This window comes from Pseudomonas sp. BIGb0176 (genome assembly GCF_024810175.1).
Classification (GTDB): domain Bacteria; phylum Pseudomonadota; class Gammaproteobacteria; order Pseudomonadales; family Pseudomonadaceae; genus Aquipseudomonas; species Aquipseudomonas protegens.
Map to the genome: position 1 here is coordinate 634,347 of NZ_JANUEC010000001.1, position 24,215 is coordinate 658,561.

22 protein-coding genes are annotated in these 24,215 nt (G+C 64.0%); 11 read left to right on the top strand and 11 right to left on the bottom strand.

The features are described from left to right. The first annotated feature begins 11 nt into the window (after positions 1-11). The 4 genes from M2395_RS02615 to M2395_RS02630 all read left to right on the top strand — a co-directional run bounded on the left by M2395_RS02615 (position 12) and on the right by M2395_RS02630 (position 3,520). Entirely contained in the window at positions 12-1,100 is a 1,089-nt protein-coding gene (locus M2395_RS02615; protein ID WP_015636031.1) for a polyamine ABC transporter substrate-binding protein, read from the top strand. A gap of 10 nt (positions 1,101-1,110) precedes the next feature. Beyond that, complete coding sequence (locus tag M2395_RS02620) at positions 1,111-2,373, top strand: FAD-binding oxidoreductase (RefSeq protein WP_123430563.1); 1,263 nt, start codon at positions 1,111-1,113, stop codon at positions 2,371-2,373. 132 nt (positions 2,374-2,505) lie between these two features. Continuing rightward, the gene (locus M2395_RS02625) at positions 2,506-2,901 is read left to right on the top strand and encodes a hypothetical protein (protein WP_123430564.1); all 396 of its coding nucleotides are present in this window, start codon (positions 2,506-2,508) and stop codon (positions 2,899-2,901) included. Between the two features lie 151 nt (positions 2,902-3,052). Beyond that, positions 3,053-3,520: a DUF6368 family protein gene (locus tag M2395_RS02630; protein WP_077934399.1), complete on the top strand. Its 468-nt coding sequence runs from the start codon at positions 3,053-3,055 to the stop codon at positions 3,518-3,520. A gap of 116 nt (positions 3,521-3,636) precedes the next feature. Here the strand turns inward: M2395_RS02630 and M2395_RS02635 are convergent, their stop codons facing one another. Next, positions 3,637-4,209: a type 1 glutamine amidotransferase family protein gene (locus tag M2395_RS02635; RefSeq protein WP_123430565.1), complete on the bottom strand. Its 573-nt coding sequence runs from the start codon at positions 4,207-4,209 to the stop codon at positions 3,637-3,639. A gap of 307 nt (positions 4,210-4,516) precedes the next feature. Between M2395_RS02635 and M2395_RS02640 the strand changes: the two genes are divergently transcribed. From M2395_RS02640 to M2395_RS02650, 3 genes are all read left to right on the top strand, one after another. After that, positions 4,517-5,533: a fimbrial protein gene (locus tag M2395_RS02640; RefSeq protein WP_123430566.1), complete on the top strand. Its 1,017-nt coding sequence runs from the start codon at positions 4,517-4,519 to the stop codon at positions 5,531-5,533. A gap of 507 nt (positions 5,534-6,040) precedes the next feature. Then, complete coding sequence (locus tag M2395_RS02645) at positions 6,041-7,474, top strand: RtcB family protein (RefSeq protein WP_019095389.1); 1,434 nt, start codon at positions 6,041-6,043, stop codon at positions 7,472-7,474. 186 nt (positions 7,475-7,660) lie between these two features. Further along, entirely contained in the window at positions 7,661-8,206 is a 546-nt protein-coding gene (locus M2395_RS02650; RefSeq protein ID WP_053159228.1) for a hypothetical protein, read from the top strand. A gap of 87 nt (positions 8,207-8,293) precedes the next feature. Here the strand turns inward: M2395_RS02650 and M2395_RS02655 are convergent, their stop codons facing one another. The 3 genes from M2395_RS02655 to M2395_RS02665 form a co-directional block, all read right to left on the bottom strand. Further along, positions 8,294-8,719, bottom strand: a complete 426-nt coding sequence (locus M2395_RS02655; protein ID WP_053159226.1) for a type II toxin-antitoxin system HicB family antitoxin — start codon at positions 8,717-8,719, stop codon at positions 8,294-8,296. A gap of 50 nt (positions 8,720-8,769) precedes the next feature. Then, positions 8,770-8,949, bottom strand: a complete 180-nt coding sequence (locus M2395_RS02660) for a type II toxin-antitoxin system HicA family toxin (protein WP_053159224.1) — start codon at positions 8,947-8,949, stop codon at positions 8,770-8,772. A gap of 88 nt (positions 8,950-9,037) precedes the next feature. Continuing rightward, on the bottom strand, positions 9,038-9,187 hold the full coding sequence (locus M2395_RS02665) for a hypothetical protein (RefSeq protein WP_155494419.1): 150 nt from the start codon (positions 9,185-9,187) through the stop codon (positions 9,038-9,040). 318 nt (positions 9,188-9,505) lie between these two features. On the opposite strand from M2395_RS02665, the gene M2395_RS02670 reads away from it, so the two are divergent. The 4 genes from M2395_RS02670 to M2395_RS02685 all read left to right on the top strand — a co-directional run bounded on the left by M2395_RS02670 (position 9,506) and on the right by M2395_RS02685 (position 13,216). Next, positions 9,506-9,895: a RidA family protein gene (locus M2395_RS02670; RefSeq protein ID WP_011061860.1), complete on the top strand. Its 390-nt coding sequence runs from the start codon at positions 9,506-9,508 to the stop codon at positions 9,893-9,895. Between the two features lie 133 nt (positions 9,896-10,028). Continuing rightward, positions 10,029-10,793: an IclR family transcriptional regulator gene (locus tag M2395_RS02675; protein ID WP_053159222.1), complete on the top strand. Its 765-nt coding sequence runs from the start codon at positions 10,029-10,031 to the stop codon at positions 10,791-10,793. A 47-nt stretch (positions 10,794-10,840) separates the two neighbouring features. Beyond that, positions 10,841-12,058: an amino acid deaminase gene (locus M2395_RS02680; RefSeq protein ID WP_019096140.1), complete on the top strand. Its 1,218-nt coding sequence runs from the start codon at positions 10,841-10,843 to the stop codon at positions 12,056-12,058. Positions 12,059-12,307: 249 nt separating this feature from the next. After that, on the top strand, positions 12,308-13,216 hold the full coding sequence (locus tag M2395_RS02685; protein ID WP_103290040.1) for a sugar kinase: 909 nt from the start codon (positions 12,308-12,310) through the stop codon (positions 13,214-13,216). A 59-nt stretch (positions 13,217-13,275) separates the two neighbouring features. On the opposite strand, the gene M2395_RS02690 is transcribed toward M2395_RS02685, so the two are convergent. The 7 genes from M2395_RS02690 to M2395_RS02720 all read right to left on the bottom strand — a co-directional run bounded on the left by M2395_RS02690 (position 13,276) and on the right by M2395_RS02720 (position 24,210). Next, positions 13,276-13,551: a peptidylprolyl isomerase gene (locus M2395_RS02690; RefSeq protein ID WP_011061856.1), complete on the bottom strand. Its 276-nt coding sequence runs from the start codon at positions 13,549-13,551 to the stop codon at positions 13,276-13,278. A gap of 51 nt (positions 13,552-13,602) precedes the next feature. Further along, positions 13,603-16,143, bottom strand: a complete 2,541-nt coding sequence (locus M2395_RS02695; protein WP_011061855.1) for a PAS domain-containing protein — start codon at positions 16,141-16,143, stop codon at positions 13,603-13,605. A gap of 299 nt (positions 16,144-16,442) precedes the next feature. Further along, the gene (locus M2395_RS02700) at positions 16,443-18,398 is read right to left on the bottom strand and encodes an acetoacetate--CoA ligase (RefSeq protein ID WP_123430568.1); all 1,956 of its coding nucleotides are present in this window, start codon (positions 18,396-18,398) and stop codon (positions 16,443-16,445) included. A gap of 126 nt (positions 18,399-18,524) precedes the next feature. Continuing rightward, complete coding sequence (hbdH, locus tag M2395_RS02705) at positions 18,525-19,298, bottom strand: 3-hydroxybutyrate dehydrogenase (RefSeq protein ID WP_015636019.1); 774 nt, start codon at positions 19,296-19,298, stop codon at positions 18,525-18,527. A 7-nt stretch (positions 19,299-19,305) separates the two neighbouring features. Further along, positions 19,306-20,697, bottom strand: a complete 1,392-nt coding sequence (locus M2395_RS02710; RefSeq protein WP_015636018.1) for a GntP family permease — start codon at positions 20,695-20,697, stop codon at positions 19,306-19,308. Between the two features lie 285 nt (positions 20,698-20,982). Further along, positions 20,983-22,401, bottom strand: a complete 1,419-nt coding sequence (locus tag M2395_RS02715) for a sigma-54-dependent Fis family transcriptional regulator (protein WP_077934394.1) — start codon at positions 22,399-22,401, stop codon at positions 20,983-20,985. A gap of 234 nt (positions 22,402-22,635) precedes the next feature. After that, on the bottom strand, positions 22,636-24,210 hold the full coding sequence (locus tag M2395_RS02720; RefSeq protein WP_123430569.1) for an ABC transporter ATP-binding protein: 1,575 nt from the start codon (positions 24,208-24,210) through the stop codon (positions 22,636-22,638). Positions 24,211-24,215: the final 5 nt, after the last annotated feature.

Sequence of the window (24,215 nt, forward strand, 5' to 3'; positions counted from 1 at the left end):
AGGGCGGCAACATGATCAATCGCACCACTACGGCACTGTTATCCCTGGCCTTGTGCGCCGCAAGCGTCCAGGCGGCCGAGACCGTGAGCATCGCCAACTGGAGCGGCTATATCGCTCCGGACACCCTGGCCCAGTTCACCCAGCGCACCGCAATTCAGACTACCTACGACGTGATCGACAGCAACGAGACCACCGAGGCCAAGCTGATGACCGGCGGCAGCGGCTATGACCTGGCCAGCCCGTCCAACCACTTTCTGCCGCGGCTGATCCAGGCCGGGGCGATCCAGCCCCTGGATCGCAGCAAGCTGCCCAACTGGAACAACCTCGATCCCAAGCTGATGAAGCTGCTGGAAACCAGCGACCCGGGCAATAGGTACGGCATTCCCTATATGTGGGTGACCGTGGGCATCGGCTACAACGTCGACAAGATCAAGGCGATTTTCGGCGACACCGATGTCACCCAGTCCTGGCAGCTGCTGTTCAAGCCGGAGAACATCCAGAAGCTCAAGCAGTGCGGCGTGGCCTTTCTCGACAACCCGACACAGATGGTGCCCATCACCCTCAATGCCCTGGGCCTGGACCCCCACAGCGAACAGCCGGCGGACCTGAAAAAGGCCGAAGCGGCGCTGCAGGCGATCCGCCCCTCGATCCTCTACTTCCACCAGGCCAAGTACGTCAGCGACCTGGCCAACGGCAACATCTGCGTGGCCGTGGGTTTCAGCGGCGACGTGCTGCAAGCCATGGCCACCGCGCAGCAGGCAAAAAACGGCGTGAACCTCGGCTACAGCATCCCCAGGGAAGGCTCCACCGTGGCCATGGACATGGTGGTGATTCCCAGGAACGCCCCGCACCTGGACAACGCCTACGCCTACCTGAACTACCTGCTGGACCCCAAGGTGATCGCCAACATCAGCAACTTCGTGCAGTACGCCAACGGCAATGCGGCGTCCTTGCCCTACATCGAACCGCAGTTGCGCAGCAACCCGGCGGCCTACCCGCCGCAGTCGGTGCTCGATACGCTGTTCCCGATCAAGACCATGACCCCGGCCGGCATGCGCCTGAGCACTCGCCTGTGGACCCGGGTCGTCAGCGGCACATGAGGAGCACGGCATGATTGCAAGTCAGCAACAACGCGGCCACGCCGTGGTGGTGGGGGCCGGGGTGGTGGGCCTGGCCAGCGCCCTGTGGCTGCAGCGCCTGGGCTGGCGGGTGACCCTGCTGGACCGCCAGCCGCCGGGCAGCGGCACTTCCTTCGGCAATGCCTGTACCTTCGCCACCTATGCCGTGGAGCCAGTGGCAACCCCCGGCATCTGGCGCCAGGCCCCGGGCATGCTGTTGCGGCGCGACAGCCCGCTGGCGATCCGCCCGGGTTACCTGCCACGGATCGCCCCCTGGCTATGGCGCTTTTTGCAAAGCTCCAGCGAGCCGCGGGTCAAGGCCATCAGCCATGACCTGCACAGCCTGCTCAAGCCCTGCATGGGCGCCTGGCAGGCGTTGTTCGACGATGCCGGGGCCAACGACCTGGTGCGCCATGACGGCTCGCTGTACATCTTCGAGGCCCACGAGCGGCAGAGCGCTATCGACATGCTGGCCTATCACCAGGGGTTCGAGGTGCCAATGCGCCTGGTGCAAGGGCCGGAGCTACGGGCCATGGAGTCGGCCCTCAACGCCCGTGCGGCCCTGGCGCTGGAACTGCCCCAGGTCAGCCGCACCCTCGATCCCTTCGCATTGAGCCAGCGCTTGCTGCGGTGCTTCATCGAGCGCGGTGGAGTGTTTCGCCGCGATGAGTTGCAGGGGGTCGAGCGCAGCGCCCAGGACGGCGAGCGGGTGCTTGCCCGCCTCGGCAGTGGCGAGCAACTGCCCGCCGAACGCCTGGTGTTGTGCAGCGGCGCCTGGTCCCGCCGCCTGGCGCAGAGCCTGGGGGACGAGATTCCCCTGGACACCGAGCGCGGTTATCACGTGCTGTTCGATCAGGCTGGCGGCTTGCTCAGCCGCCCGGTGTGCTGGGGCGCCGGCGGTTTCTACCTGACGCCCATGGCCCAAGGGCTGCGGGTGGCGGGCACGGTGGAGTTCGGCGGCCTCGACGCCGCGCCGGACCCGCGCCGCTATCACTACCTGGCCCGGGCGGCGCGACGCTTCCTGACCCTGCACCACGAACCGGTTTCCCGGTGGATGGGCTTTCGTCCCTCGCTGCCGGACAGCAAACCGGTGCTCGGCCAGTCGCGGCTGCTGCCCCAGGTGCACTACAACTTCGGCCACGGTCACGTTGGCCTGACCCTGGCCGCCATCAGTGGGCAACTGGTGGCGGAACAGGCCAGCGGGCTGACCCCGAGCGTGAACCTGCAACCCTTCCTGGCGGGGCGTTTCCGCTAGTCACGCAGCCGCGGTGGTTATGGGGAAGGGAAACGGTCATGTTCATCTGCTACAACGGCTTTTTCCCTCGACAGACCTGCCCGGCGGCCGGAAAGGCGTCGGGGGACCTACGCTAGCCATGGACGCGCCCCTATGCGAAATGCACTTGTGCTGACTTCCCTGTTCCTGTGTGCCGGCGCAGCTTGCGCCGAAGACCCCGCCTCGGTACTGGGCCATGGCTTTGGTTCCCTGGGCTGCATCGACCTCAAGGACCCCGACAGCAAGGCCACCTGCGGCGCCCGCGCCCTGTCCAACGGCACCGGTTGCCACGGCCTGTCCAGCCAGGGCATGCGCGACAAATGCCTGGATGAAGCGCTGTACCCGCAAAGCAGCGCGAGCCGCAGCCGTACTGCGAAGGCGGCCCAACCAACGGCCCCGGTGCCCGCCCTGTCCAGCCAGCGCCTTGTTCAACCGCCTGCGCCCTTGTTGACGGAGGGCGAGGCGAAGCGATTGGAAGAGGTGTTGGGGGTCAATGGTGCCAGGCGCTGAGCTTGGCTATTGCACCACGGGCTTTTATGCTCCCGGTCCGGTGAATGCACTGACCGGCAGCGGGCTTGAGCATTGATGCCTGCTGATGCAGCGAACAAGGGCTCGCCTGTTATCCCTGATGCGGATGCGGTGCGCTGGAGGAGGTGACTCAATGGCCGGGCCGACTGTCAGGGTGCTTTTACCGCGCCAGATCGATGGCTTGCTCGAAAACCGGGTGCGGGCCTGTCTGGCCGCAATTGCGGATCAACCCTGGGCCGGTACGAGCTCGTTCTTCATTGGCGGTAGCCCCATGCTGTTTGGGATGGGGGCCGAATATCCAGGGGAGCTGGCGGAATATGCCGGGCTGGCCGGGCAACTGGGATGGCTCCCTGAAGGCATTCTGAGCCTGGCGGCCATGGATAAAGACCAGGCGGATCACCAGCGCCTAGGGCAGGCGGCGCTGACCTTGGCCCGTCACCTGGATGGTGTGCTGGCCTTCGGCGCCAGCATCCATGCCTACACCCGGGACAGCGAATTTCTGGCGGGGCTGGCGATCATCGAGCATGAGGGCGAGAGCATTTTCAGCGCTGCGGACTTTGCGGCATGGTTGGGCCACCGGGATTTTCGACTGGTGAAATAATCCACGGCTACACGCCCGCACTGCCGCCCACCCACTACCTTGCGTAGGCGCTGGCTTGCCAGCCAAGGCGTTCGGGAGATCGCCTTCGCCGGCAAGCCGGCTCCTACAGGGGAGGGTCAGGCTTGCTGGCGGTGCTCGGCGGCGTGCAGGCCCAGGTAGAAGGTCAGGTTGTCGTCGCTGATGCCCAGGGTGCCGAGAATCTGTGCCATGAAACTCACTGGAGCGCTGCCCGGGGCGGTGATCACGCGCTGGTCCGCTACCGCGTGGGGCACATCCTGGTAGTGCGCGGCGCCGGCATAACCCACCGCCAGCAGGTTGTCCGCCGAATTGGAGGTGTGCTTGAGCTGGTCCAGCACCCCGGCCCGGGCCAGTTCGCGGGTGCCGTCGCAGATGCCGGCGAGGACCAGCTTGCTCTCCTTGGCCGCGCGTAGCAGTTCGCGGATATCCGGCGCCTGGGGGCTTTGCCAGACCGTCCCGCCGCAGACCATCAAGAGGTCCACCTCATCCAGACGAATATCTTCCAACGCCAGGTCCGGGGTCACCCGCAGGCCGCCCATGGAGGTCACGATGGCGCCCTTGGGGGAAGCGTAACGGCAGTCGAAGCCATAGTAGCCACGGCCGGTGGCGTTGATCAGGGCGGTTTCCCAGTCGGCGAAATTGTCGCAGACAAGGGTAATGGCGCGGGTCATGGGCAGCTGTCCTTGCTGAGGCGAATGAGTATTGGAGGGCGCGCAGAATAGCCCGATTTCAGCGACTCAATGGAACATTTCGTTGCTGGGCAAGGGGGGGAGGGCTGCTGTCGTTGGCGTGTTGCTGACCCCTGCAACAGCGCTTTGTAGGATAAGTCCTTGGCTCCTGAGGATTTATCGACAACGTTCTGTGTTCGGGCTGATAGGTGCCGTGATCGGGGGGGCTTAAAGTCGAAGTTTGGGTCGCCTCGTCCTCAGTGGAAAGAGCACCAAACGTCGTGGACATTTGAACAGGCACCGTACTTTCATGAAGCGCAACCTTCTGCTCTCGGCTCTTGTCCTGTTGTTGTCGCTATGGGGTGGGGGCCCGGCGTATGCCGGCGGGGAGTTCTCTCCCGAGTCATCGATCATTCAGTTGCCTGCCAGCATTTACATCAGTGCAGGAACCATGAATGGCGACGTCATTGCGACCACCGCAGAGGTGGACTCGATGATGAGGGATCCATGGCCGCAAATATTCAGTTCCGAGCCCATGGTCTACAAGCTTCAAGGCGCTACGCTGGCCCCCGGTTACTACAACGTCTACTTGAGCAACGTGCCTGGAGTCGGATTCAGGTGGAACGCCAAATGGAGATGGCGTGAAAATCAGTCCGGGTCCAGCCAGTATCTGGTGGGGAGTGGAAAGTCACTCGTAAAACTCAGATGGGTCAAGGGTGATGTCTACAAGCAATCCATGTGGCTGGAAATCATAAAGATCGGCGACATCCAGAGTGGGACCTTGGCTGGTAACGGGTTGGTGAACGTTGCGTTCAACTGCGTTGGTATCTGCAACTCCAAAGGCTGGACGGTCTACACCAGCGGTAAAAGCGCAGTGACGGTGCAGCTCAGGGTGCCCACCTGCAGTGTGTCCAGCTCGCAGATTTCAGTGCCCCTGGGGCGAACATCGAACATGACCTTTTCCGGAGTGGGGAGTACCTCCAAAGCGGTGCCCTTCAAAATCAACCTGTCATGTTCGGGAGGGGATGCCGGGGCTTCGATCGGGGCTTATGTCTCGTTCATAGATGTGAACAACTGGGCTAACCAGGGCAGCACCTTGTCGCTGAGCGCCGGGTCGACTGCCTCGGGAGTGGGGGTGCAGATCCTCAAGGGAGCGACTGTTCTCGGCTACGGTTCGGGCTCTGTCAATCAATGGTGGGCGGGGAATATCTCCGCTGGGGTCTCGAGCTACGACATTCCACTGACCGCACGTTATGTCCAGACCGCTTCGCGAGTCACCCCAGGAACGGTCAGTGGGATGGCGACCTTGACGATGAGTTATCGTTGAACGGTTTCGCCGTTCAGGGTCTCGGCATGCGCCGGGGCCTTTTCATCTCATGTAGCGGGCAAGGATAATCCGCGCCGGCCTGTAGCGAACGCCTGCTGGTTCGTTCAGGTAGAAGCAGTTTGGCCCTGGCCGGCTGCCACTCTGATTTTCCCCGCCCCAAGTCTGCCCCCCGAGCAACAGCAGTTACTACGGCTCAAGACCCAGAGCTATGCCCAGGGCCGCTTCCTCTGGCAGCAGACCCTGGCCCACCTGCCGCCAACTGCCAGGCGCAGAAGGTGCAGATCAAGGGCGTGCGCTTCGACTTCTGACCCCACGCAGCTCTGTAGGAGCCCGCTTGCTGGCGAAGGCGTCTCGCCAGGCGCCTCCTTAAATAATTTCTCCCCGGCTATTTACATCCACAGCGTCATTCCCCCATTATTCGCGCCGTCTAAGTTTCGCTGCTGACCAGACAATTCCAGCCACCAAAAGGGTGGTTGTTTTGTTGCGTCCAAGAAAAGCAGTTGAAAAATGACCAAGACTCCTCTGAAAAGAATTCAGCACAAGCTCGCCCGTTCCGGGGTGGCCATCGAACGCCTGAATTCCAATTCCCTCTCTATCTCGTCCACCAATGACGCCGGCCTCAAGGTGGATCTGCTGCTGCCCGACAGTTTTGCCATCGAAGAGAAAGCCATCCTGCAACTGATGGATTTCGCCAAGGTCGCCCACCCCCATGGCGGCGAAGTGAAGTGCGCCTGCGCCACGCCGGATTTCCATACCGGCAGCCCGATTCCGGTGGGCAGCGTGATCGTCACCAGCCACGACATGGTGGTGCCGCAAGCTATCGGCACCGACATCAATTGCGGCATGCGCCTGCACAAGCTGGGGCTGAACTACGAGCAGTTCATGGCGCAAAAGGCCAAGTGGACCGCCCTGGTGCGTGGCGATCTGCTGGAAGGCACGCGCAATATTCCCACCAGCCCCACGGCCATGAGCGCACTGTTTGCTTCGGGGCTGGGGGATTTCTGGGCTCAGGTACAGCAACAGGACCCGATCGGGCTGTTTGCCGGGGCGGATTTCGCCCAGTTGCAGCGTGAGCTTTCGGGCCTGCATGAGTCGTCCTTTGCCCGCGGCAGCGCCGACTATGCACCGGAGGCCCTGCAAGACCTTTCGCGCAAGATCCTTCGCGACCCGGGCCTGGGTTCCCTGGGAGGTGGTAATCACTTTGTCGAGATCCAGGTGGTCACTGAACTGGTGGATCGCCAGGCCTGTTTCGCCCAGGGCCTGTCCGTGGGGCAGGTGGTGATGATGATCCACACCGGCTCTCGCGACGTGGGCTTCTATGTAGGCCGACGCTGGATGGACAAGGCCAAGGCCCTGTGGCCGGCCGGGATCAAGCATCCCGATTCGAAGATCTTCGCCTTGTTTGGCGAGATGGCCGATGAGTACCTGCTGGCCATGCACAGCGCCGCGCACTACGCCGACGCCAACCGCGCACTGATCGCCGAAATGGTGCGCCAGCGCACTCGGCAGGTGTTCGGCGCGGGCATCGAAGCGCCGCTGATTGTCGATGTACCGCACAACATCGTACTGCGCGAGGAAGGCGGCAACGTCCACCGCAAAGGCGCCACACCGGCCTATGCCGGGCAGCCGCTGCTGATTCCGGGGAGCATGGGGCATGACTCCTACCTGCTCACCGGGCTGGGCAACGAACGTTGGCTGCGCTCGGCCAGCCACGGCGCCGGACGCTCCATGTCGCGCAGCGAGGTGGTGTTCAAGGCCAAGAAGGACAAGGCCTTCCTCGGCCTGCAGGGCGTGGAGTGCATCACCACCAAGGAAGAGCGGATGATCGAAGAAGCACCGGGGGCCTACAAGGAAATTGGCCAGGTGATCCAGTCCCAGGTGGAAGAGGGCACGGTGTCGGTAATAGCGCGGTTTTCGCCGATTTTGACCTTCAAGGCGTAGGCACGAAGGGGCTGTGGGGGGATGGTTTTCGGGTTTGCCGTTCAACTGTGCGGCCGATACATTGTCGCCCCCCCCGGCCTGTTCGCTCCGAGCGGTGCCGTTGCAGTTATCTGCGGTTGCAAAAGCCCAGGGTGCGGTAGCCGCTGGGGTGCTTGCCTGTTTGTGATCAACCTCGGGTGCTTAAGCATGAATCAAGATGAAAACCTGAAGCACGATGCGGTAGCGCCATTGACCGCTGCCAGCGAGTTTGTCGTCGACAAGCAGCCCCTTGCCGAGCTTCTGGCGGTGCTCGCTCAGTGTGGCGAGGTGGTGTCCTGCTTCTTCAAACCTGACCCCGTCATCAAGGTGCTGGGTGAGAGGCCGCGACTGGCCGAGTTTCTCGAGCGTTTCAGCGGCCTCGCCAGCTCGACGGCCATCGGGCAGATCGAGCCTGAGTTCGGGCCCTTTTCCATGCTCAATCGATACGAGTTCGAGGGCTCGTTGCTGGCGGCGCTGCTGCGGGGCGGGTGTCATCCGTCCACCCGTGGAGGGTCCATGGCCAATGCCCGCCAGGTGGTGTTCGAAGCGCTGGATGCTGTGTTTCCGGCGCCGTTTTCCGAGCTGGTGGTGTATCGGTTTGATAGTCCTGATTGGTGTGAGTTGACCAGGAATTCGACTATTTCTTCTGCCTATGTCGCCTGCCAGGGGGCGCGGAATCTGTGGTGGGTGTTGTGCGTGGCTGATGTTGATTGAGGCCCACTGCGGCTAACCCGGCGTCCTGCCGGGTTGCCCACGGATCAATGCCTGCGTTCGGCCATCGTGCTGGCTATCCGTTTTGGGCTATGCCGCCTCCACTGATACTGCAAGACGTTTACCTAGGGCTGCGAGGGCATTTTCCAGCTGTTCCATTTTGGAGCTGTGTAGAAAGTCCACCAGGCGATCTCCCTGGGCCTGGTGGATTCCGAGCAGTCGGCATAGATCGGCCTTGCGCATGTCCCGCTCCATCATCGTGTTCCACAGCGCTATCTTGGCCACGGTCACCATTGGCAAATGAATGACCTGTTCCCCTGGTAGCGGCTCAGAGGCTGGGGGAATGGCGCGGCGCTGGTCGACGTAAAGGGACAGCGTGGTTTCGAGCGCGTCGATGGCCTGGTTGATGGCGTGCTCAGGATCATCGCCAAAGCTATTGAGTTCGGGCAGATCGCGGCAGAAGACCGCCACTCCCGGTGCACGGTCTTGCTCGAAGCGAATGGCGTAGTCGTACATGGTCACTCCTCGGAGGCGACGTTTCAGCATGCAGAGAATGGATGAGAGTCCTAGAGCCCCAATTGCCTGATGATTGCCTTGCGGGTGGGTTCGGGCATTTCCTTGCTGCCGTGATCCGCGAAGGTGGTCTTGTTGCCGTTTGGGGCCGTGACTTTGAAGTGGCTGCCTTTACCGGCCTCGAAGACCACGCCTTGAGCTTTCAACCACCGTCTGAATTCGCTGAATTTCATCACCTCGCCTCATGGCTTGGATTTCTGCACGGTACAACATTCATATTTCTGTACAACACTTTTGTGTTGTTTTTGCGAAGCCTGACCATTACTCCCCGGGCAGATCCATTGCCCGTTGCTCAACTGCATGCAACACATCGCAGCTGCCCTGCAACAACAGGATCGCCACGCTGGAGAAGCGCTCAAGGTCGAGGTGATCGGCGTTGCGGCTGGTCATGCCGGTGACGCTGTCCAGCATGTCCCGGGCGGTGCGGACTGCTGCGACGCAACGGAATGTAGAAGGTGGCGAGCACCGTCACCAGCCACTTGAGTGTGCCTTCAGCAAATACAGAAATGCCTGACATAGGCTGGCGGCTGTTTCTAATATCCTTCCGTTCCTGGTTCCGAAAAGTTTTGCTATCCCCCTCTGTTGTCTCCTTTGTTCTCCATGGCACACTCGGGCGTCTTTTCCGCTATTTCATTCTTTGTTCCGTTATAGCGGAATTATTTGTTCGATATCTTTGGGTTTCCAGGCCGTCGCCGCCAGATGGCCAGCCTTCAACCAGGAGAACCTCTCATGAGCATCACCCGTTACGGCACCGGCAGCACCGCAGGCGGTGGCCAGCCGCGTCCTTTCGCTCGCGCGGTCGAGGCCGATGGCTGGCTGCATGTGTCCGGCCAGGTGCCGGCGCTGGATGGCGAGATCATTCACGGTGGGATCGTCGAGCAGACGCATCAGACGCTGCGCAATCTGGTGGCCATTCTCGAAGAGGCCGGGTATGGCCTGGAGGATGTGGTGCGGGTTGGCGTGTGGCTGGAAGACCCGCGGGATTTCTGGAGTTTCAACAAGGTGTTCGGTGAGTACTTCAAGCCCGAACACGCGCCGGCCCGGGCCTGTGTGCAGGCCAGCATGATGGTGGATTGCAAGGTCGAGATCGATTGCGTGGCCTACAAGAAGAAGGCCTGATGGCCACGGTCTGTAGGAGCTGGCCTGTAGGAGCTGGCTTGCCAGCGAAGGCGCCCCTGAGGGTGGCACAAGGCTTGAGGGCCTCTTCGCCGGCAAGCCGGCTCCTACGGGTCGATAGAGGGGGCGCAGGTAGATGAGCGAAGACAACATCAAGCGTCGGGCCAAGGGCCTGGATCGGGCGTTCGATATTCTCGATTTCCTCAAGGAGATCGGCCAGCCGTTGCGGCCCAACGATATCGCCAAGGGCATTGGCGGCCCCAAGTCCACGGTCTATGAGTTGGTGGCTTCCCTGCTGGAGCGGCGGGTACTGGAACCGGTGGGCCAGGAGGGGCATGTGTACCTGGGCCGCCAGTTGTACTTTCTCGGCCAGGCCCATTTGCGTCATTTCGACCTGAGCCGCGAGGCCGACCAGGCCTTGCAGGAAATCGTCCGCCAGACCCAGGAAACCGCGCAGATGTGCCTGCTCAACGGGCGCAAATACACGGTGGCGCTGATGAAGGAGGGCGAGCGGCACTTCCGCATTTCCTCGAATATCGGCGAGAACGCGCCGATTCCCTGGACCGCTTCCGGGCGGTTGCTATTGGGGCATTTGAGCGATGGGCAGATTGTCGACCTGATCGATGAACGGGACTTCGTTCTGCCCGACGGTGAGCGTCTGCCCTTGGCGACGTTTCTCAAGCAAATCCGCCAGGCCACCGAGGATGGGTTCTTTTCCTTCGACAGCGTGGCCGACACCTTTACCCATTGTTTTGCCGCACCGGTGCGCGATGAGCTCGGGGTGTGCATCTGCACGCTCTGCATCGTCGCGCCCAGGGCCGATGCCCAGCGCAATTACCAGCAATATCGCCGGGTGCTGATCGACAGCGCCAACCGTCTGGCCCGGCGTATCAACGATTGATGACTGTTTCGCGGCTGTGCGCAGCTGCCTTGATAAGGAGTGCCAAGATGTCTTCCGTATTGAACCTGCCACTGGTGGAAAAGGGCGCCGCTGCCCAGGGCGCGAGCCTGTTGCAAGACGTCAGCCTGCCGGCCCTGGTGCTGCATCGCGAGGCCCTGGAACACAACATCCGCTGGATGCAGAAGTTCGTCAGTGACAGCGGTGCCGAGCTGGCGCCCCACGGCAAGACCAGCATGATGCCCGCGCTGTTTCAGCGGCAGTTGGACGCTGGCGCCTGGGGCATCACCCTGGCCACTGCGGTACAGACTCGCGCTGCCTATGCCCATGGCGCGCGCCGGGTGTTGATGGCCAACCAGTTGGTGGGGGCGCCGAACATGGCGCTGATCGCCGAGCTGCTGGCGGACCCGGATTTCGATTTCTATTGCATGGTCGATCACCCGGACAGCGTCGCCGACCTGGGGGCGTTTTTCGCCCAGCGTGGGGTCACGCTCAAGGTGATGATCGAGTACGGCGTGGTCGGTGGGCGTTGCGGTTGCCGCACCGAGCAAGAGGTGCTGGCCCTGGCCAAGGCGATCCAGGCGCAGCCGGCCCTGGCGCTGTGCGGTATTGAAGGTTATGAAGGGGTGATCCATGGCGATCAGGCCATCAGCGGCATCCGCCAGTTCGCCGACTCCCTGGTGCGCCTGGCGGTGGACCTGCACAACGACGGGCTGTTCGCCATCGAGCGGCCGATTATCACTGCCTCGGGGTCAGCCTGGTATGACCTGATTGCCGAATCCTTCGAGACCCACAACGCCAAGGGCCGCTTCCTCAGTGTGCTGCGTCCGGGCAGTTACGTGGCTCATGACCATGGCATCTATAAAGAGGCGCAGTGCTGCGTGCTGGATCGCCGCGCCGACCTGGAGGAGGGCCTGCGCCCGGCCATGGAGGTCTGGGCCCATGTGCAATCGCTGCCGGAGCCGGGCTTTGCCGTGGTGGCCCTGGGCAAGCGCGATGTGGCCTATGACGCCGGCCTGCCGGTACCGCTGCGGCGTTATCGCGCCGGGGCCCAGGCCAGTGCCGGGGATGACGTGGGGGCGTGCAAGGTCACTGCGGTGATGGACCAGCATGCGTTTCTCACGGTGGCGCCGGGAGTGGAGCTGCGCATTGGCGACATCATTTCCTTCGGTACTTCGCACCCCTGCCTGACCTTCGACAAATGGCGCACCGGGTTGCTGGTGGATGAGCGCCTGCAGGTGATCGAGAACCTGGAAACCTGTTTCTGATCGCCGGAGCTGGGGATATGCAGGGTCTGCAGGAGCCGGCTTGCCGGCGAAGAGGCCTCTGGATGGTGCGCAGGCCGTGCGGACGCCTTCGCTGGCAAGCCAGCTCCTACGGGGCTGGGGAGATGTTGGGTCTGTAGGAGCCGGCTTGCCGGCGAAGAGGCCTCTGGATGGTGCGCAGGCCTTGCGGGCGCCTTCGCTGGCAAGCCAGCTCCTACCCGGTGGAATGTGCTTTGAGGGGAGGTCAGGAACATGGACAGGAAGAAACGCATCGCGGCCATCGGCGAATGCATGATCGAGTTGCAGCAGCATCATGACGGCAGCCTGCAACAGAGCTTTGGCGGCGACACCCTGAACGCCGCGGTGTACCTCGCGCGGGAAATGGGCGAGGCCGGGCGGGTGGATTACGTCACTGCCCTGGGCGATGACAGCTTCAGCGATGCCATGTGCCAGGGGTGGGCGGCGGAGGGCATCGGCCTGGAGCGGGTGCAGCGCTTGCCGGGGCGCCTGCCTGGGCTGTATTGCATCCAGACCGACGCCCGGGGCGAGCGGCGCTTTCTCTACTGGCGCAACGAGGCGGCAGTGCGCGACTGCTTCACCACGGTGGCGGCCGGGCCGATCCTCGAAGCGCTGAAGCATTACGATGTGCTGTATTTCAGCGGCATCACCCTGGCGGTGCTGGGGGAGGTGGGGCGCGGGAAGTTGTTGCAGACCCTGGCCGAGGCGCGCCAGCGCCAGGCGCTGATAGTCTTCGACAACAACTACCGGCCGCGCCTGTGGGCGTCGGTCGAACAGGCCCGGGCGGCGTACCGCGAAGTATTGCCCCAGGTGGATCTGGCATTGCTGACCCTGGAGGATGAGCAAGCGCTGTTTGCCTATCCGGATGCCGAAGCGGTGTTCGCGGCGTATCAGGGCATTCCGGAAGTGGTGCTCAAGCGGGGCGCCGAGCCCTGCCTGATTCGCGTGGCGGGCGGTGCTTTCGAGGTGCCGGCCCAGCGGGTGGAGCAGGTAGTGGACACCACGGCGGCCGGGGATTCGTTCAGCGCAGCCTATCTGGCCCGGCGCCTGCTGGGCGGCAGCCCGGTGCAAGCGGCAGAGGCCGGGCACCGCCTGGCGAGCCAGGTCATCCAGCATCCCGGCGCCCTGATACCCCGCCATTGAACCGTGCGTTGACCTTGCGGGCGCCTTCGCTGGCAAGCCAGCTCCTGCAGGGCCCGGGGTCAGTCGCGGAAGAAGACTTGCACCAGGTGATAGCCGAACTTGCTCTTGATCGGGCCATGCACGGTGCGCAGGGGCTTCTTGAAAATGACCTGGTCGATGGCACCGACCATCTGCCCCGGGCGCACTTCCCCCAGGTCGCCGCCGCGCTTGCCGGATGGGCAGGTGGAGTATTTCTTCGCCAGTACGTCGAAGGCTTCACCCTTGGCGATGCGCTGCTTGAGCTGTTCAGCCTCTTCGGCGGTTTTCACCAGGATGTGGCGGGCTTGGGCTTTCATGGGCGGGTGACCTTGTAGCGGGAAATCGGCGGCCGCGGATTATGCCTGAATTCAGGACGCGCGGCCGATCATCTGACGAATCTTCTGGGCCATTTCCTCAATGGAAAACGGCTTGGCCATCAGGTCCATGCCCGGCTCCAGGAAGCCCTGGCGCTCGGCCGCCTTTTCCGCGTAGCCGGTCATGAACAGCACCTTGAGCCCGGGCCGCTGCTGGCGGGCGATCTCCGCCAGTTGCCGGCCGTTCATGCCCGGCAGGCCGACATCGGTCACCAGCAGGTCGACGCGCATCGGCGATTCCAGCAAGGGCAGGGCGCTGCGCGCATCTTCGGCCTCGAAGGCGCGGTAGCCCAGTTCGGCGAGGACATTGAGCACCAGCATGCGCACTGCCGGGTCGTCTTCCACCACCACCACGGTTTCCCCGGCGATGGCCTGGGGCGCCTGGTTGAGGGTGGCGGGTTCGGCGCTGTCCAGTGGTGCGGCGAACAGCCTTGGCAGGTACAGGCGCACGCAGGTGCCCTGGTCCGGTTCGCTGCTGATGGTCACGTGGCCGCCGGACTGCTGGGCGAAGCCGTAGATCATCGACAGTCCCAGGCCCGTGCCCTGGCCGATGGGCTTGGTGGTGAAGAACGGGTCGAAGGCCTTGGCCAGGATCCGCGGGCTCATGCCGGCGCCGTTGTCGCTGACGCCGAGCATCACGTAGTCTCCGGCCTTGACCGGTTCCAGGGTGCTGATGTCGCTGCCGTCGAGGTAGCTGTTGGCGGTTTCGATCAGCAGCCTGCCGCCGTCGGGCATGGCGTCGCGGGCGTTGATCACCAGGTTGAGCAGGGCATTTTCCAGCTGGCTGGCGTCGGTGTTCACCGGCCACACGCCGTCCGCCAATTGCATCTGCAGCTCGATGTGCTCGCCCTTGGTGTGGTTGAACAGCTCTTGCAGCGAGCGCACCAGCTGGTTGGGGTCTAGGGGCTGGCGGTCCAGGGACTGGCGCCGGGAGAACGCCAGCAGGCGGTGGGTCAGGGACGCCGCGCGTTTGGCCGAGGACATGGCCGCTTCGGTGAAGCGGCCGATCTCGGCGCCGCGGCCGTTGTCGATATAGCGCTGCATCAGGTCCAGGCTGCCGATGATGCCGGTGAGCATGTTGTTGAAGTCGTGGGCGATGCCGCCGGTGAGCTGGCCCACGGCTTCCATCTTCTGCGCATGGCGCAGGGCGTCTTCGGCGCGTTCGCGCTCGAACATTTCGTTCTGCAGGCGCTGGTTGGCAGTGGCCAGGGCCTCGGTCCGCTGGTTGACCCGTTCCTCCAGGGTTTCGTTGAGATTGCGCAGGGCTTCTTCGGTCTGCCGGCGCTCGGTTTCGTCGATGACAAAGATGTAGAAACCATTGATCGCGCCGTCGGCGCCGTAACGCGGCAGGTACTTCATCAGGGCATGGCGCGGCCGGCCGTCGCGGTGCGGCGAGTTGGCCTCGAAGCTGCACGGCTTGCCGGCCAGTGCGGCCTTGATGTTCTCGGCGCGAGTGGCGTAGATCTCGTCGCCGACCACTTCGCGGATGCTCTTGCCGTACAGCTCTTGCGGGGTCAGGCCGTACCAGTCCAGGTAGGCGCTGTTGTTCAGGCGAAAGCGTTCCTCGTGGTCGACATAGCCGATCAGCACGGGCATGGCATTGATGATCAGTTGCAGCTCGGTCTGGCTCTGGCGCAGCGCCTGTTCCATCTGCTTGCGTTCGGTGAGGTCCAGGGCCGCGCCGAGAAAACGCGTCGGCCGGCCATGGTGGTCCTTGTAGCAGCGGCCTCGGGCGAACACCCAGCGCAGTTGGCCGTCGGCCAGTTGCAGGCGGTACTCCTCGGCGTATTCGGTGCCGTGGGTGATGCAATGCTTGATGCCCCGGGCCACCATGCCGCGGTCCTCCGGGTGCACGCCCTTGAGGTATTCGCTGATGGGCAGTTGCCGGGACTGCTGCGGATCGACGCTGTGCAACTGGGCGAAATGCGCGTCGGCGATGAAGCGGTCTTCGCCGATGTCCCAATCCCAGGTGCCCACCGCGTCGGTGGCCGCCAGGGCCAGTTGCAGGCGCTCTTCGGTCTCGTGCTGGGCGCGCAGGCTATCGTCGGAGCGCTGCTGCAGTTCCAGGGCGATGCGCCGGCGCTCGTTGGTCTCGATGGCGGTGACCAGGATTCCGGCGACGTCGCCGCGTTCGTTGCGGATCGGGCTGTAGGTCAGGTCCAGCCACAGGTCGTATTCGCTGCCGTTGGTGCGTTGCAGGCTGAAGCGCTGTTCGCTGAAGGTGCGCACCTGGCCGTTGAGCACAGCGCGGTAGATCGGGTCGGTGAAGTCCATCAGTTCCGGCCAGGTCAGGTGCGCCGGGTGGCCGAAGGCACTGGGGTGCTTGTTGCCCGCCAGCAGGGCGAAGCCGTCGTTGTAGATCTGCGTCAGCTCGGCGCCCCACAGCAGCAGCATCGGCATCGGCGAATGGATCACGATGTCCACGGCGGTGCGCAGGCTCTGGGGCCAGTGGCCGGATTCTCCGAGGGGAGTGGCCGACCAGTCCAGGCGGGCAATCAGGTTGGCGGCTTCGCTGCCGGAGTGGGGGCCATTCATGTCGAAGGTGTCCTGGGTGGTGCGGTATTACGCGGCGACGCCACAGGCTCGCGCACTCGAAAAGTCGCATGGACATGCGGTGCATATTCAAACGGATGGATTGTAGGCGTTTTCGGCGCGCACATTTTCACCCGCTTTTGCGGCGGATGACCAGTCTAGAGGGGCTGAACGGTTATCAGAGTGATGCGTTGGGGATGCGGTAGCCCGTAGGAGCCGGCTTGCCAGCGAAGTGGCCATTGCCGAGCGCGCCGACCTGGGCGACGCCTTCGCCGGCAAGCCGGCTCCTGCAAGGGGCGGGGTCAGCTGCGCAGTTCCTCGCGGTCGCGAAACTGCTCCAGGGCCTCGGGGTTGGCCAGGGCGTCGGTGTTCTTCACCGGCAGGCCGTGCACCACGTTGCGCACTGCCAGTTCGACGATCTTGCCGCTGATGGTGCGGGGAATGTCCGTGACCGCGAGGATTTTCGCCGGCACATGGCGCGGCGTGGTGTTGCTGCGAATCACCTGGCGAATGTGTTCCTGCAAGGCTTCATCGAGCTCCACGCCGTCTTGCAGGCGCACGAACAGCACCACCCGCACGTCCTGCTCCCAGCTCTGGCCGATGGCCAGGCTTTCCAGGACCTGCTCCAGCTTTTCCACCTGGCGGTAGATTTCCGCGGTGCCGATACGCACCCCGCCGGGGTTGAGCACGGCGTCCGAACGCCCATGGATCAGCCAGCCACCCTCGGCCAGTTGTTCGGCGTAGTCGCCCTGGGCCCAAACGCCGGGAAACAGGCTGAAGTACGAGGCCTTGAGCTTGCTCTGGTCCGGGTCGTGCCACAGGCCCACGGGAATGCTGGGGAAGTGCCGGGTGCACACCAGCTCGCCTTTCTCGCCGATCACCGGCTGGCCCTGGTCGTTCCACACTTCGATGGCCATGCCCAGGCCCTTGCCTTGCATCTCGCCGCGGCGCACCGGTTGTATCGGATTGCCGGCGACGAAGCAGGCGACGATATCGGTGCCGCCGGACATCGAGGCCAGGCACAGCTCGCTCTTGATCTCGCGGTACACGTAGTCGTAGCTCTGCGGCGACAGCGGCGAGCCGGTGCACAGCAGGGTCTTCAGGCTCTCCAGGAGGTGGCTCTGGCGCGGCCGGCTGCCGGCCTTTTCCAGAGCTGCCAGGTACTTGGGGCTGGTGCCGAAGACGCTGATGGCTTCGCGGTCGATCAGGTCCATCAGGTGCTCGTTGCCGGGATGGAACGGCGAGCCATCGTAGAGCACCAGGCTGGCCCCGGTGGCCAGGGCCGAGACCAGCCAGTTCCACATCATCCAGCCGCAGGTGGTGTAGTAGAACAGGCGCTCGCCGGGGCCCAGGTCGGCGTGCAGGCCGTGTTCCTTGAGGTGTTGCAGCAGCACCCCGCCGGTGCCGTGGACGATGCACTTGGGCACTCCGGTGGTGCCGCTGGAATAGAGGATGTACAGCGGATGGGCGAAGGGCACCGGGGTGAATTCGGGCTCGCCGCCGGGGCGGTAGAAGTCGTCCCACAGGCTGACGCTGGCGGGGGTGCGGTAGTCCTCGGCCCGGGCCTGCGAGCGGGCGTAGGGCACGATCAGCAACTGCTCCAGGGACGGCAGGCGCTCGAGGATCTGGTTGACCTTGGCCGTCTGGTCGATGTCCTTGCCGGCGTAGCGGTAGCCGGCGCAGGTGATCAGCACCTTGGGCTCGATCTGGCCGAAGCGGTCGACCACCCCCTGGGTGCCGAAATCCGGCGAGCAGCTGGACCACACGGCCCCGAGGCTGGTGCTGGCGAGCATGCCCACCAGGGTCTGCCAGGTGTTGGGCATGCATGCCGCGACCCGATCGCCGAGACCGACCCCGGCCGCCCTCAGGCTGCGTTGCAGGCCGGCCACCTGGGCCGCCAGTTCGGCGTGGGTCAATTGTTCGCGCTGGCCGTTTTCGTTGATCGCCACCACCGCGACGCTGTCATCCCGACGCTTGAGCAGGTGCTCGGCGAAGTTCAGGGTGGCGCCGGGAAACCACTGCGCGCTGGGCATCTGCGGCCCTTCGCGCAGCACGCATTCAGCAGGCTGGTGGAAGCTGACCTCGAAGAAGTCGACGATCGCCTGCCAGAAGCTTTCTCGCTGGTCGATGCTCCACTGGTGCAGGGCGGGGTAGTCGTGAAGATTCAGGCCGTGGCGCTGATTGACGAAGCGGCGAAAGACATCCATCCGCGTCTTGCCGATGCGCTCGGCGCTGGGTTGCCAGAGTAGGTCGGACATGCAAGGCCTCGTGTTCTTATTGTTGTTTTTTTGGGGGGTTGTTCGCTGGCAAGCCAGCTCCTACGCGGGCCAGCACAGCCGTGTAGGAGCCGGCTTGCCGGCGAAGACGTCAGCCAGAGACGCGCGTCATTGCGCCAGCCACCCGCCATCGATGTTCCACGCCGCACCACGCACCTGGGCGCCGGCTTCGCTGCACAAAAATAGCACCAGTTCCCCCAGTTGCGACGGGGTGACGAACGCCAGGGACGGCTGCTTTTCCGCCAGCAGATCATGCTGGGCCTGTTGCGGGTCGGTGCCGGCCGCGACGCGATCATCGATCTGCTTCTGCACCAGCGGGGTCAGCACCCAGCCCGGGCAGATGGCGTTGCAGGTGACGTTGCTGGTGGCGGTTTCCAGGCCTACCACCTTGGTCAGGCCGATCACCCCGTGCTTGGCCGCCACATAGGCGGCCTTGCCCACCGAGCCCACCTGGCCGTGCACCGAGGCGATGTTGACGATCCGCCCCCAGCCCTTGGCGCGCATCCCCGGCAGCCCCAGGCGGGTGCTGTGGAACACCGACGACAGGTTGATGGCGATGATCGAATCCCAGCGCTCCACGGGGAACTCCTCCACCGCCGCCACATGCTGGATGCCGGCGTTGTTGACCAGGATGTCGACGCCGCCGAACTCCCGTTCGGCGTAGGCGAACATTTCGGCGATCTGCGCAGGGTCGCTGACATCCGCCGGGTGATGGCCGACCTGGCCGCCGAATTGTGCGACCTCGGCGATCGCCTTCGAGGCATCGCCAAAACCGTTGAGAATCAGTTTGGCCCCGGCCTTGGCCAGCACCAGGGCGATGCCCAGGCCGATGCCGCTGGTGGAGCCGGTGACCAGGGCGGTCTTGCCAGAAAGAGTGGTCATGAATACCTCACACAATGCCGGTGGCGTAGAAAGTGGCGATGACGACGAAGACCGCCAGGGTCTTGATCAGGGTAATGCAGAAAATGTCCTTGTAGGCCTCGCGATGGGTCAGCCCGGTGACCGCCAGCAGGGTGATCACCGCGCCGTTGTGGGGCAGGGTGTCCATGCCGCCGCTGGCCATGGCGGCCACCCGGTGCAGCACTTCCAGGGGAATGTTGGCAGCGTGGGCGGCGCTGATGAAGCTTTCGGACATGGCCGCCAGGGCGATGCTCATGCCGCCCGAGGCCGAACCTGTGATGCCCGCCAGCAGGGTCACGGTAATGGCTTCGTTGACCAGCGGGTTGGGGATGCTTTTGAGCCAGTCGGCCAGCACCAGGAAGCCCGGCAGGGAAGCGATCACCGCACCGAAGCCGTATTCCGAGGCGGTGTTCATGGCCGCCAGCAGGGCGCCGCTGACCGCGCTCTTGCTGCCCTCGGCGAGCTTGCTGCGAATCGCCGAGAAACCGCACACCAGCACCATCAGGATGCCTACCAGCAACGCCGCCTGCACCGCCCAGATGGCGGTCAGCTTGGCGATTTCGCTGGTTACCGGCGCCGCCATGCCCGGCAGGCTGAGGCTGTGGGTCTTGCCGTACCACTGGGGAATCCAGTGGGTGAACAGCAGGTTCATGATGCCCACCAGCAGCAACGGCGACAGCGCCAGCCAGGGGTTGGGCAGCTCCAGGTCTTCGGCGGTTTCCGGCTCGTTGCGCAGCTCGGTGCCGTAGCCTTCACCGGCCTTCTGCGCCTTGTTGCGCTGGCGCTGGAGGAACAGCATGCCGGCGCAGAACACAAAGATGGTGCCGATCACCCCCAGCCAGGGCGCGGCCCAGGCGGTGGTATTGAAGAAGGTGCTGGGGATGATGTTCTGGATCTGCGGGGTGCCGGGCAGGGCGTCCATGGTGAAGGAAAACGCCCCCAGGGCGATGGTCGCCGGGATCAGGCGCTTGGGGATGTTGCTCTGGCGGAACATCTCGGCGGCAAAGGGGTAGACCGCGAACACCACCACGAACAGCGAGACCCCGCCGTAGGTCAGCAGCGCGCAGACCAGTACGATCACCAGCATGGCCTGGCGGGTGCCCAGCAGGCGGATGGCGGCCGCGACGATGGAGCGGGAAAAGCCCGACAGCTCGATCAGCTTGCCGAACACCGCGCCCAGCAGGAACACCGGGAAATACAACTTGATGAAGCCGACCATCTTCTCCATGAACACGCCGGTGAAGGCGGGCGCCACGGCGGACGGGTCGGTGAGCAGCACCGCGCCGAGGGCGGCGATGGGGGCAAAGAGGATGACGCTGTAGCCACGGTAGGCAGCGAGCATCAGCAGCGCCAGGGCTGCCAAGGCAATGATCACACTCATGGTGTGTCTCTCCAGGATTGTTATTGTTGTCGGGTGTTGCGTGTGGAGAGCGTTATAGCGAGAACTGTGCCATCTAATTAAGCTATTGAAATATATAGATATTTTTATTTTTCTGGGGGCGAATTGACGTTGATTGTCTCTGTTTGGAGAATTTTTTGGGTTTACCGGCCTCTTCGCTGGCAAGCCAGCTCCTACAGAGATCGTTCAGCCTGCCGTAGGAGCTGGCTTGCCAGCGAAAAGCGCGCAGCGCGCCGGTAAATTCTCAAAACGGAGATTGATGTCTCGTTATGGAGACTCGACAATCCCCAGGGCCGCCATCTTCTTGTACAGCGTGGAGCGCCCCAGCCCCAGGCGCCGGGCCGCTTCGTCCACCTTGCCGGCACATTGGGCCAGGGTGGCGCCGATCAGTTGCCGGTCGAAACGCTCTCGGGCCGCGGCGAAGGTTTCCTGGTTTGGCGAATCGCCTGGCACCAGGGCTTCGTTACGCTGCACCGGGCTGAAGCTGCCAATCGCCGCGCGAATATCCGAGGCGTTGAGTATCAGGTCGTCGCTGAGCAGCGCCGCTCGTTCCAGGACGTTGCGCAACTCGCGGATGTTCCCCGGCCAGGCATGTTGCGCCAGCAGGGCCAGGGCATCGCGGTCCAGTTCATGCTGGCTGCGCAGTTCTTCGAGAATCCCTTCGCTCAGGGCTGGCAGGTCGTCCAGGCGTTCGCGCAAGGCTGGCACCTGGATTGGCAGCACATTCAACCGGTAGTACAGGTCGGCGCGAAACTCGCCGCGCTTGATCGCCGCTTCAAGGTCCGTGGAGGTGGCGGCGATGATCCGCACATCGCTGTGGATCACCTCGTTGGAGCCCACCGGCTCGAACTCTTTTTCCTGCAGCACCCGCAGCAGCTTGCTTTGCAGGGGCAGCGGCATGTCGCCGATTTCATCGAGGAACAGGCTGCCGCCCTGGGCGATCTGCAACTTGCCCGGGCGGCCCTTGCGGTCGGCGCCGGTAAAGGCTCCGGGGGCGGTGCCAAAGAATTCCGCCTCCAGCAGGGCCTCGGGAATCGCCGCGCTGTTGATGCTGACAAAGGGCTTGTGCGCCCGTGGCGAGGCGGCGTGGATGGCCTGGGCCAGCAGTTCCTTGCCGGTGCCGGTTTCGCCTTGCAGCAGGATCGGCGACTCGGCGCTGGCCCCGCGTCGGGCGCGGCGCTTGACCTCCAGGCTGGCGGCACTGGTGCCGATGAAGTGAGCGAAGTTGTATTTGGTCTGCCGGGCCCGCAGCAGGGAGCGGGTAGAGGCCAGTTCTTCCTGCATGCTCAGGTAGCGCTTGAGCATCGGCGACAGGCTGCGCAGTTCGTCGAACAGGGCAAAACCGATGGCGCCGATCACCGTGCCGGCGTCGTCGTGGATCGGCAGGCGCATCACCACCAGGGGTTCCTTGGGGGTGTCCTGCATGTCCAGCAGGATGGGGCGGCCGGTGCGCACCACCTCCCGCAGCAGGCTGCCGGGGATCACGCTTTCACAGGGCTTGCCGATGGCGAAGGCCGCCGATTCCAGGCCGAAGCGCCGGGCATAACGCTCGTTCATCCAGACGATATTGGCGTCGCGGTCGACGATCACCGTGCCTTCGCTGGATTGCTCGATGATCTCGAACAGCGAGCGGATCGCCAGTTGGCGCACGCGCTGGTAGTCCTTGAGGCTTTCGCTGTCGTTCATGGCGGCATCCTGGAAATGGGCGCAGCGATTATGCCGCAGTCTGCCCCGGTTGTTGCGCTGTAGCCGCTGCCGAGCGCCAGCGAGGCTGCGCAAAGGGCCGCAGGACCTTCGGCGGTCTCAAGGGCGGCGTCTCCTGCGGAGCCGTTCGCAGCCTGCGGCAGCGGCTACACCAGGTCGCGAAGCTGGCTGCTGTCGAGCCTTGCGAGGCTGCGAGAAAGGGGCATCGACGGCAGGTCAGCCGGGGTGGGCGGCGGCCAGCAGTTCCCGGGTGTAGGGGTGCTGGGGGTTTTCGAACACCTCGTGGCTGGCGCCGCGCTCCACGACCTGGCCGTCCTTGATCACGATCATGTCGTGGGCCAGGGCTCGCACCACCGCCAGGTCATGGCTGATGAACAGGTAGGTCAGGCCGTACTTTTCCTGCAGCTGACGCAGCAGGGCCACCACTTGCTTCTGCACGGTGCGGTCCAGGGCCGAGGTGGGTTCGTCCAGCAAAATCAGCGCCGGCTTCAGCACCAGGGCCCGGGCGATGGCGATGCGCTGGCGCTGGCCGCCGGAGAACTCGTGGGGGTAGCGGTGGCGGCTGTCGGGGTCGAGGCCGACCTCCTCCAGGGCGCGGATGACCTGTTCGTCGCACTGGCGGGCATCGTACTGGCTGTGCACTTCCAGGCCTTCGCTGATGATCTGCGCCACCGACATGCGTGGGCTGAGGCTGCCGAAGGGGTCCTGGAATACCACCTGCATCTGCTTGCGCCAGGGGCGCAGTTGCTTCTGGTTGAGGCCGTCCAGGGCCTGGCCCTGGAAGCGGATGCCACCTTCGGAATCCAGCAGCCGCAGGATCGCCTGGCCCAGGGTGGACTTGCCCGAACCGGACTCGCCGACGATCCCCAGGGTCTTGCCTTGCTGCACGCTGAGGCTGATGCCGTCCACTGCCCGCAGGTACTCCTTGCGCCGGAACAGGCCGCCGCCGATCTGGAATTCGACGCTGAGATTGTCCACTTCCAACACGGTTTCCCGGGTGTCGCGACACAGCGGTTCGCCCTCGGGCTCGGCATGCAGCAGTTCACAGCTGTATGGATGTTGCGGGGCGTTGAACAGGGTGTCGCAGTCGGCCTGCTCGACGATTTCCCCGGCTTTCATCACGCACACCCGCTGGGCGATGCGCCGCACCAGGTTGAGGTCGTGGCTGATCAGCAGCAGGGACATGCCCAGGCGCTGTTGCAGGGATTTGAGCAGCAGCAGGATCTTGCGCTGCACGGTCACGTCCAGGGCGGTGGTGGGTTCGTCGGCAATCAGCAGTTCCGGTTCGCAGGCCAGGGCCATGGCGATCATCACCCGCTGGCGCTGGCCGCCGGAGAGCTGGTGCGGGTAGGCCTTGAGTCGCTCCTTGGGTTTCTGGATGCCCACCAGTTCCAGCAGTTCGAGAATCCGCGCCTGAGCCTCCTTGCCCCCCAGGCCACGATGCAGCAGCAGGGTTTCGCCGATCTGCTTCTCGATGCTGTGCAGCGGGTTGAGGGAGGTCATGGGCTCCTGGAAGATCATGGCGATGCGGTTGCCCCGCAGTTTTTGCAAGGTCGCAGCCGTGGCGCCGATCAGCTCCTGGCCGCGGTAGCGCACGCTGCCGGAGCTGCTGCAGCCGGTCTGCGGCAGCAGTTGCAGGATCGAGTGGGCGGTCACCGACTTGCCCGAGCCGGACTCGCCCACCAAGGCCAGGCATTCGCCGGGGCGGATGTCCAGGCTCAGGTCGCGAACCACGGTCTGCTCGCCGAAGGCGACGTTGAGCTGGCGGATTTCGATCAGGTTCTCAGTCATTTCTA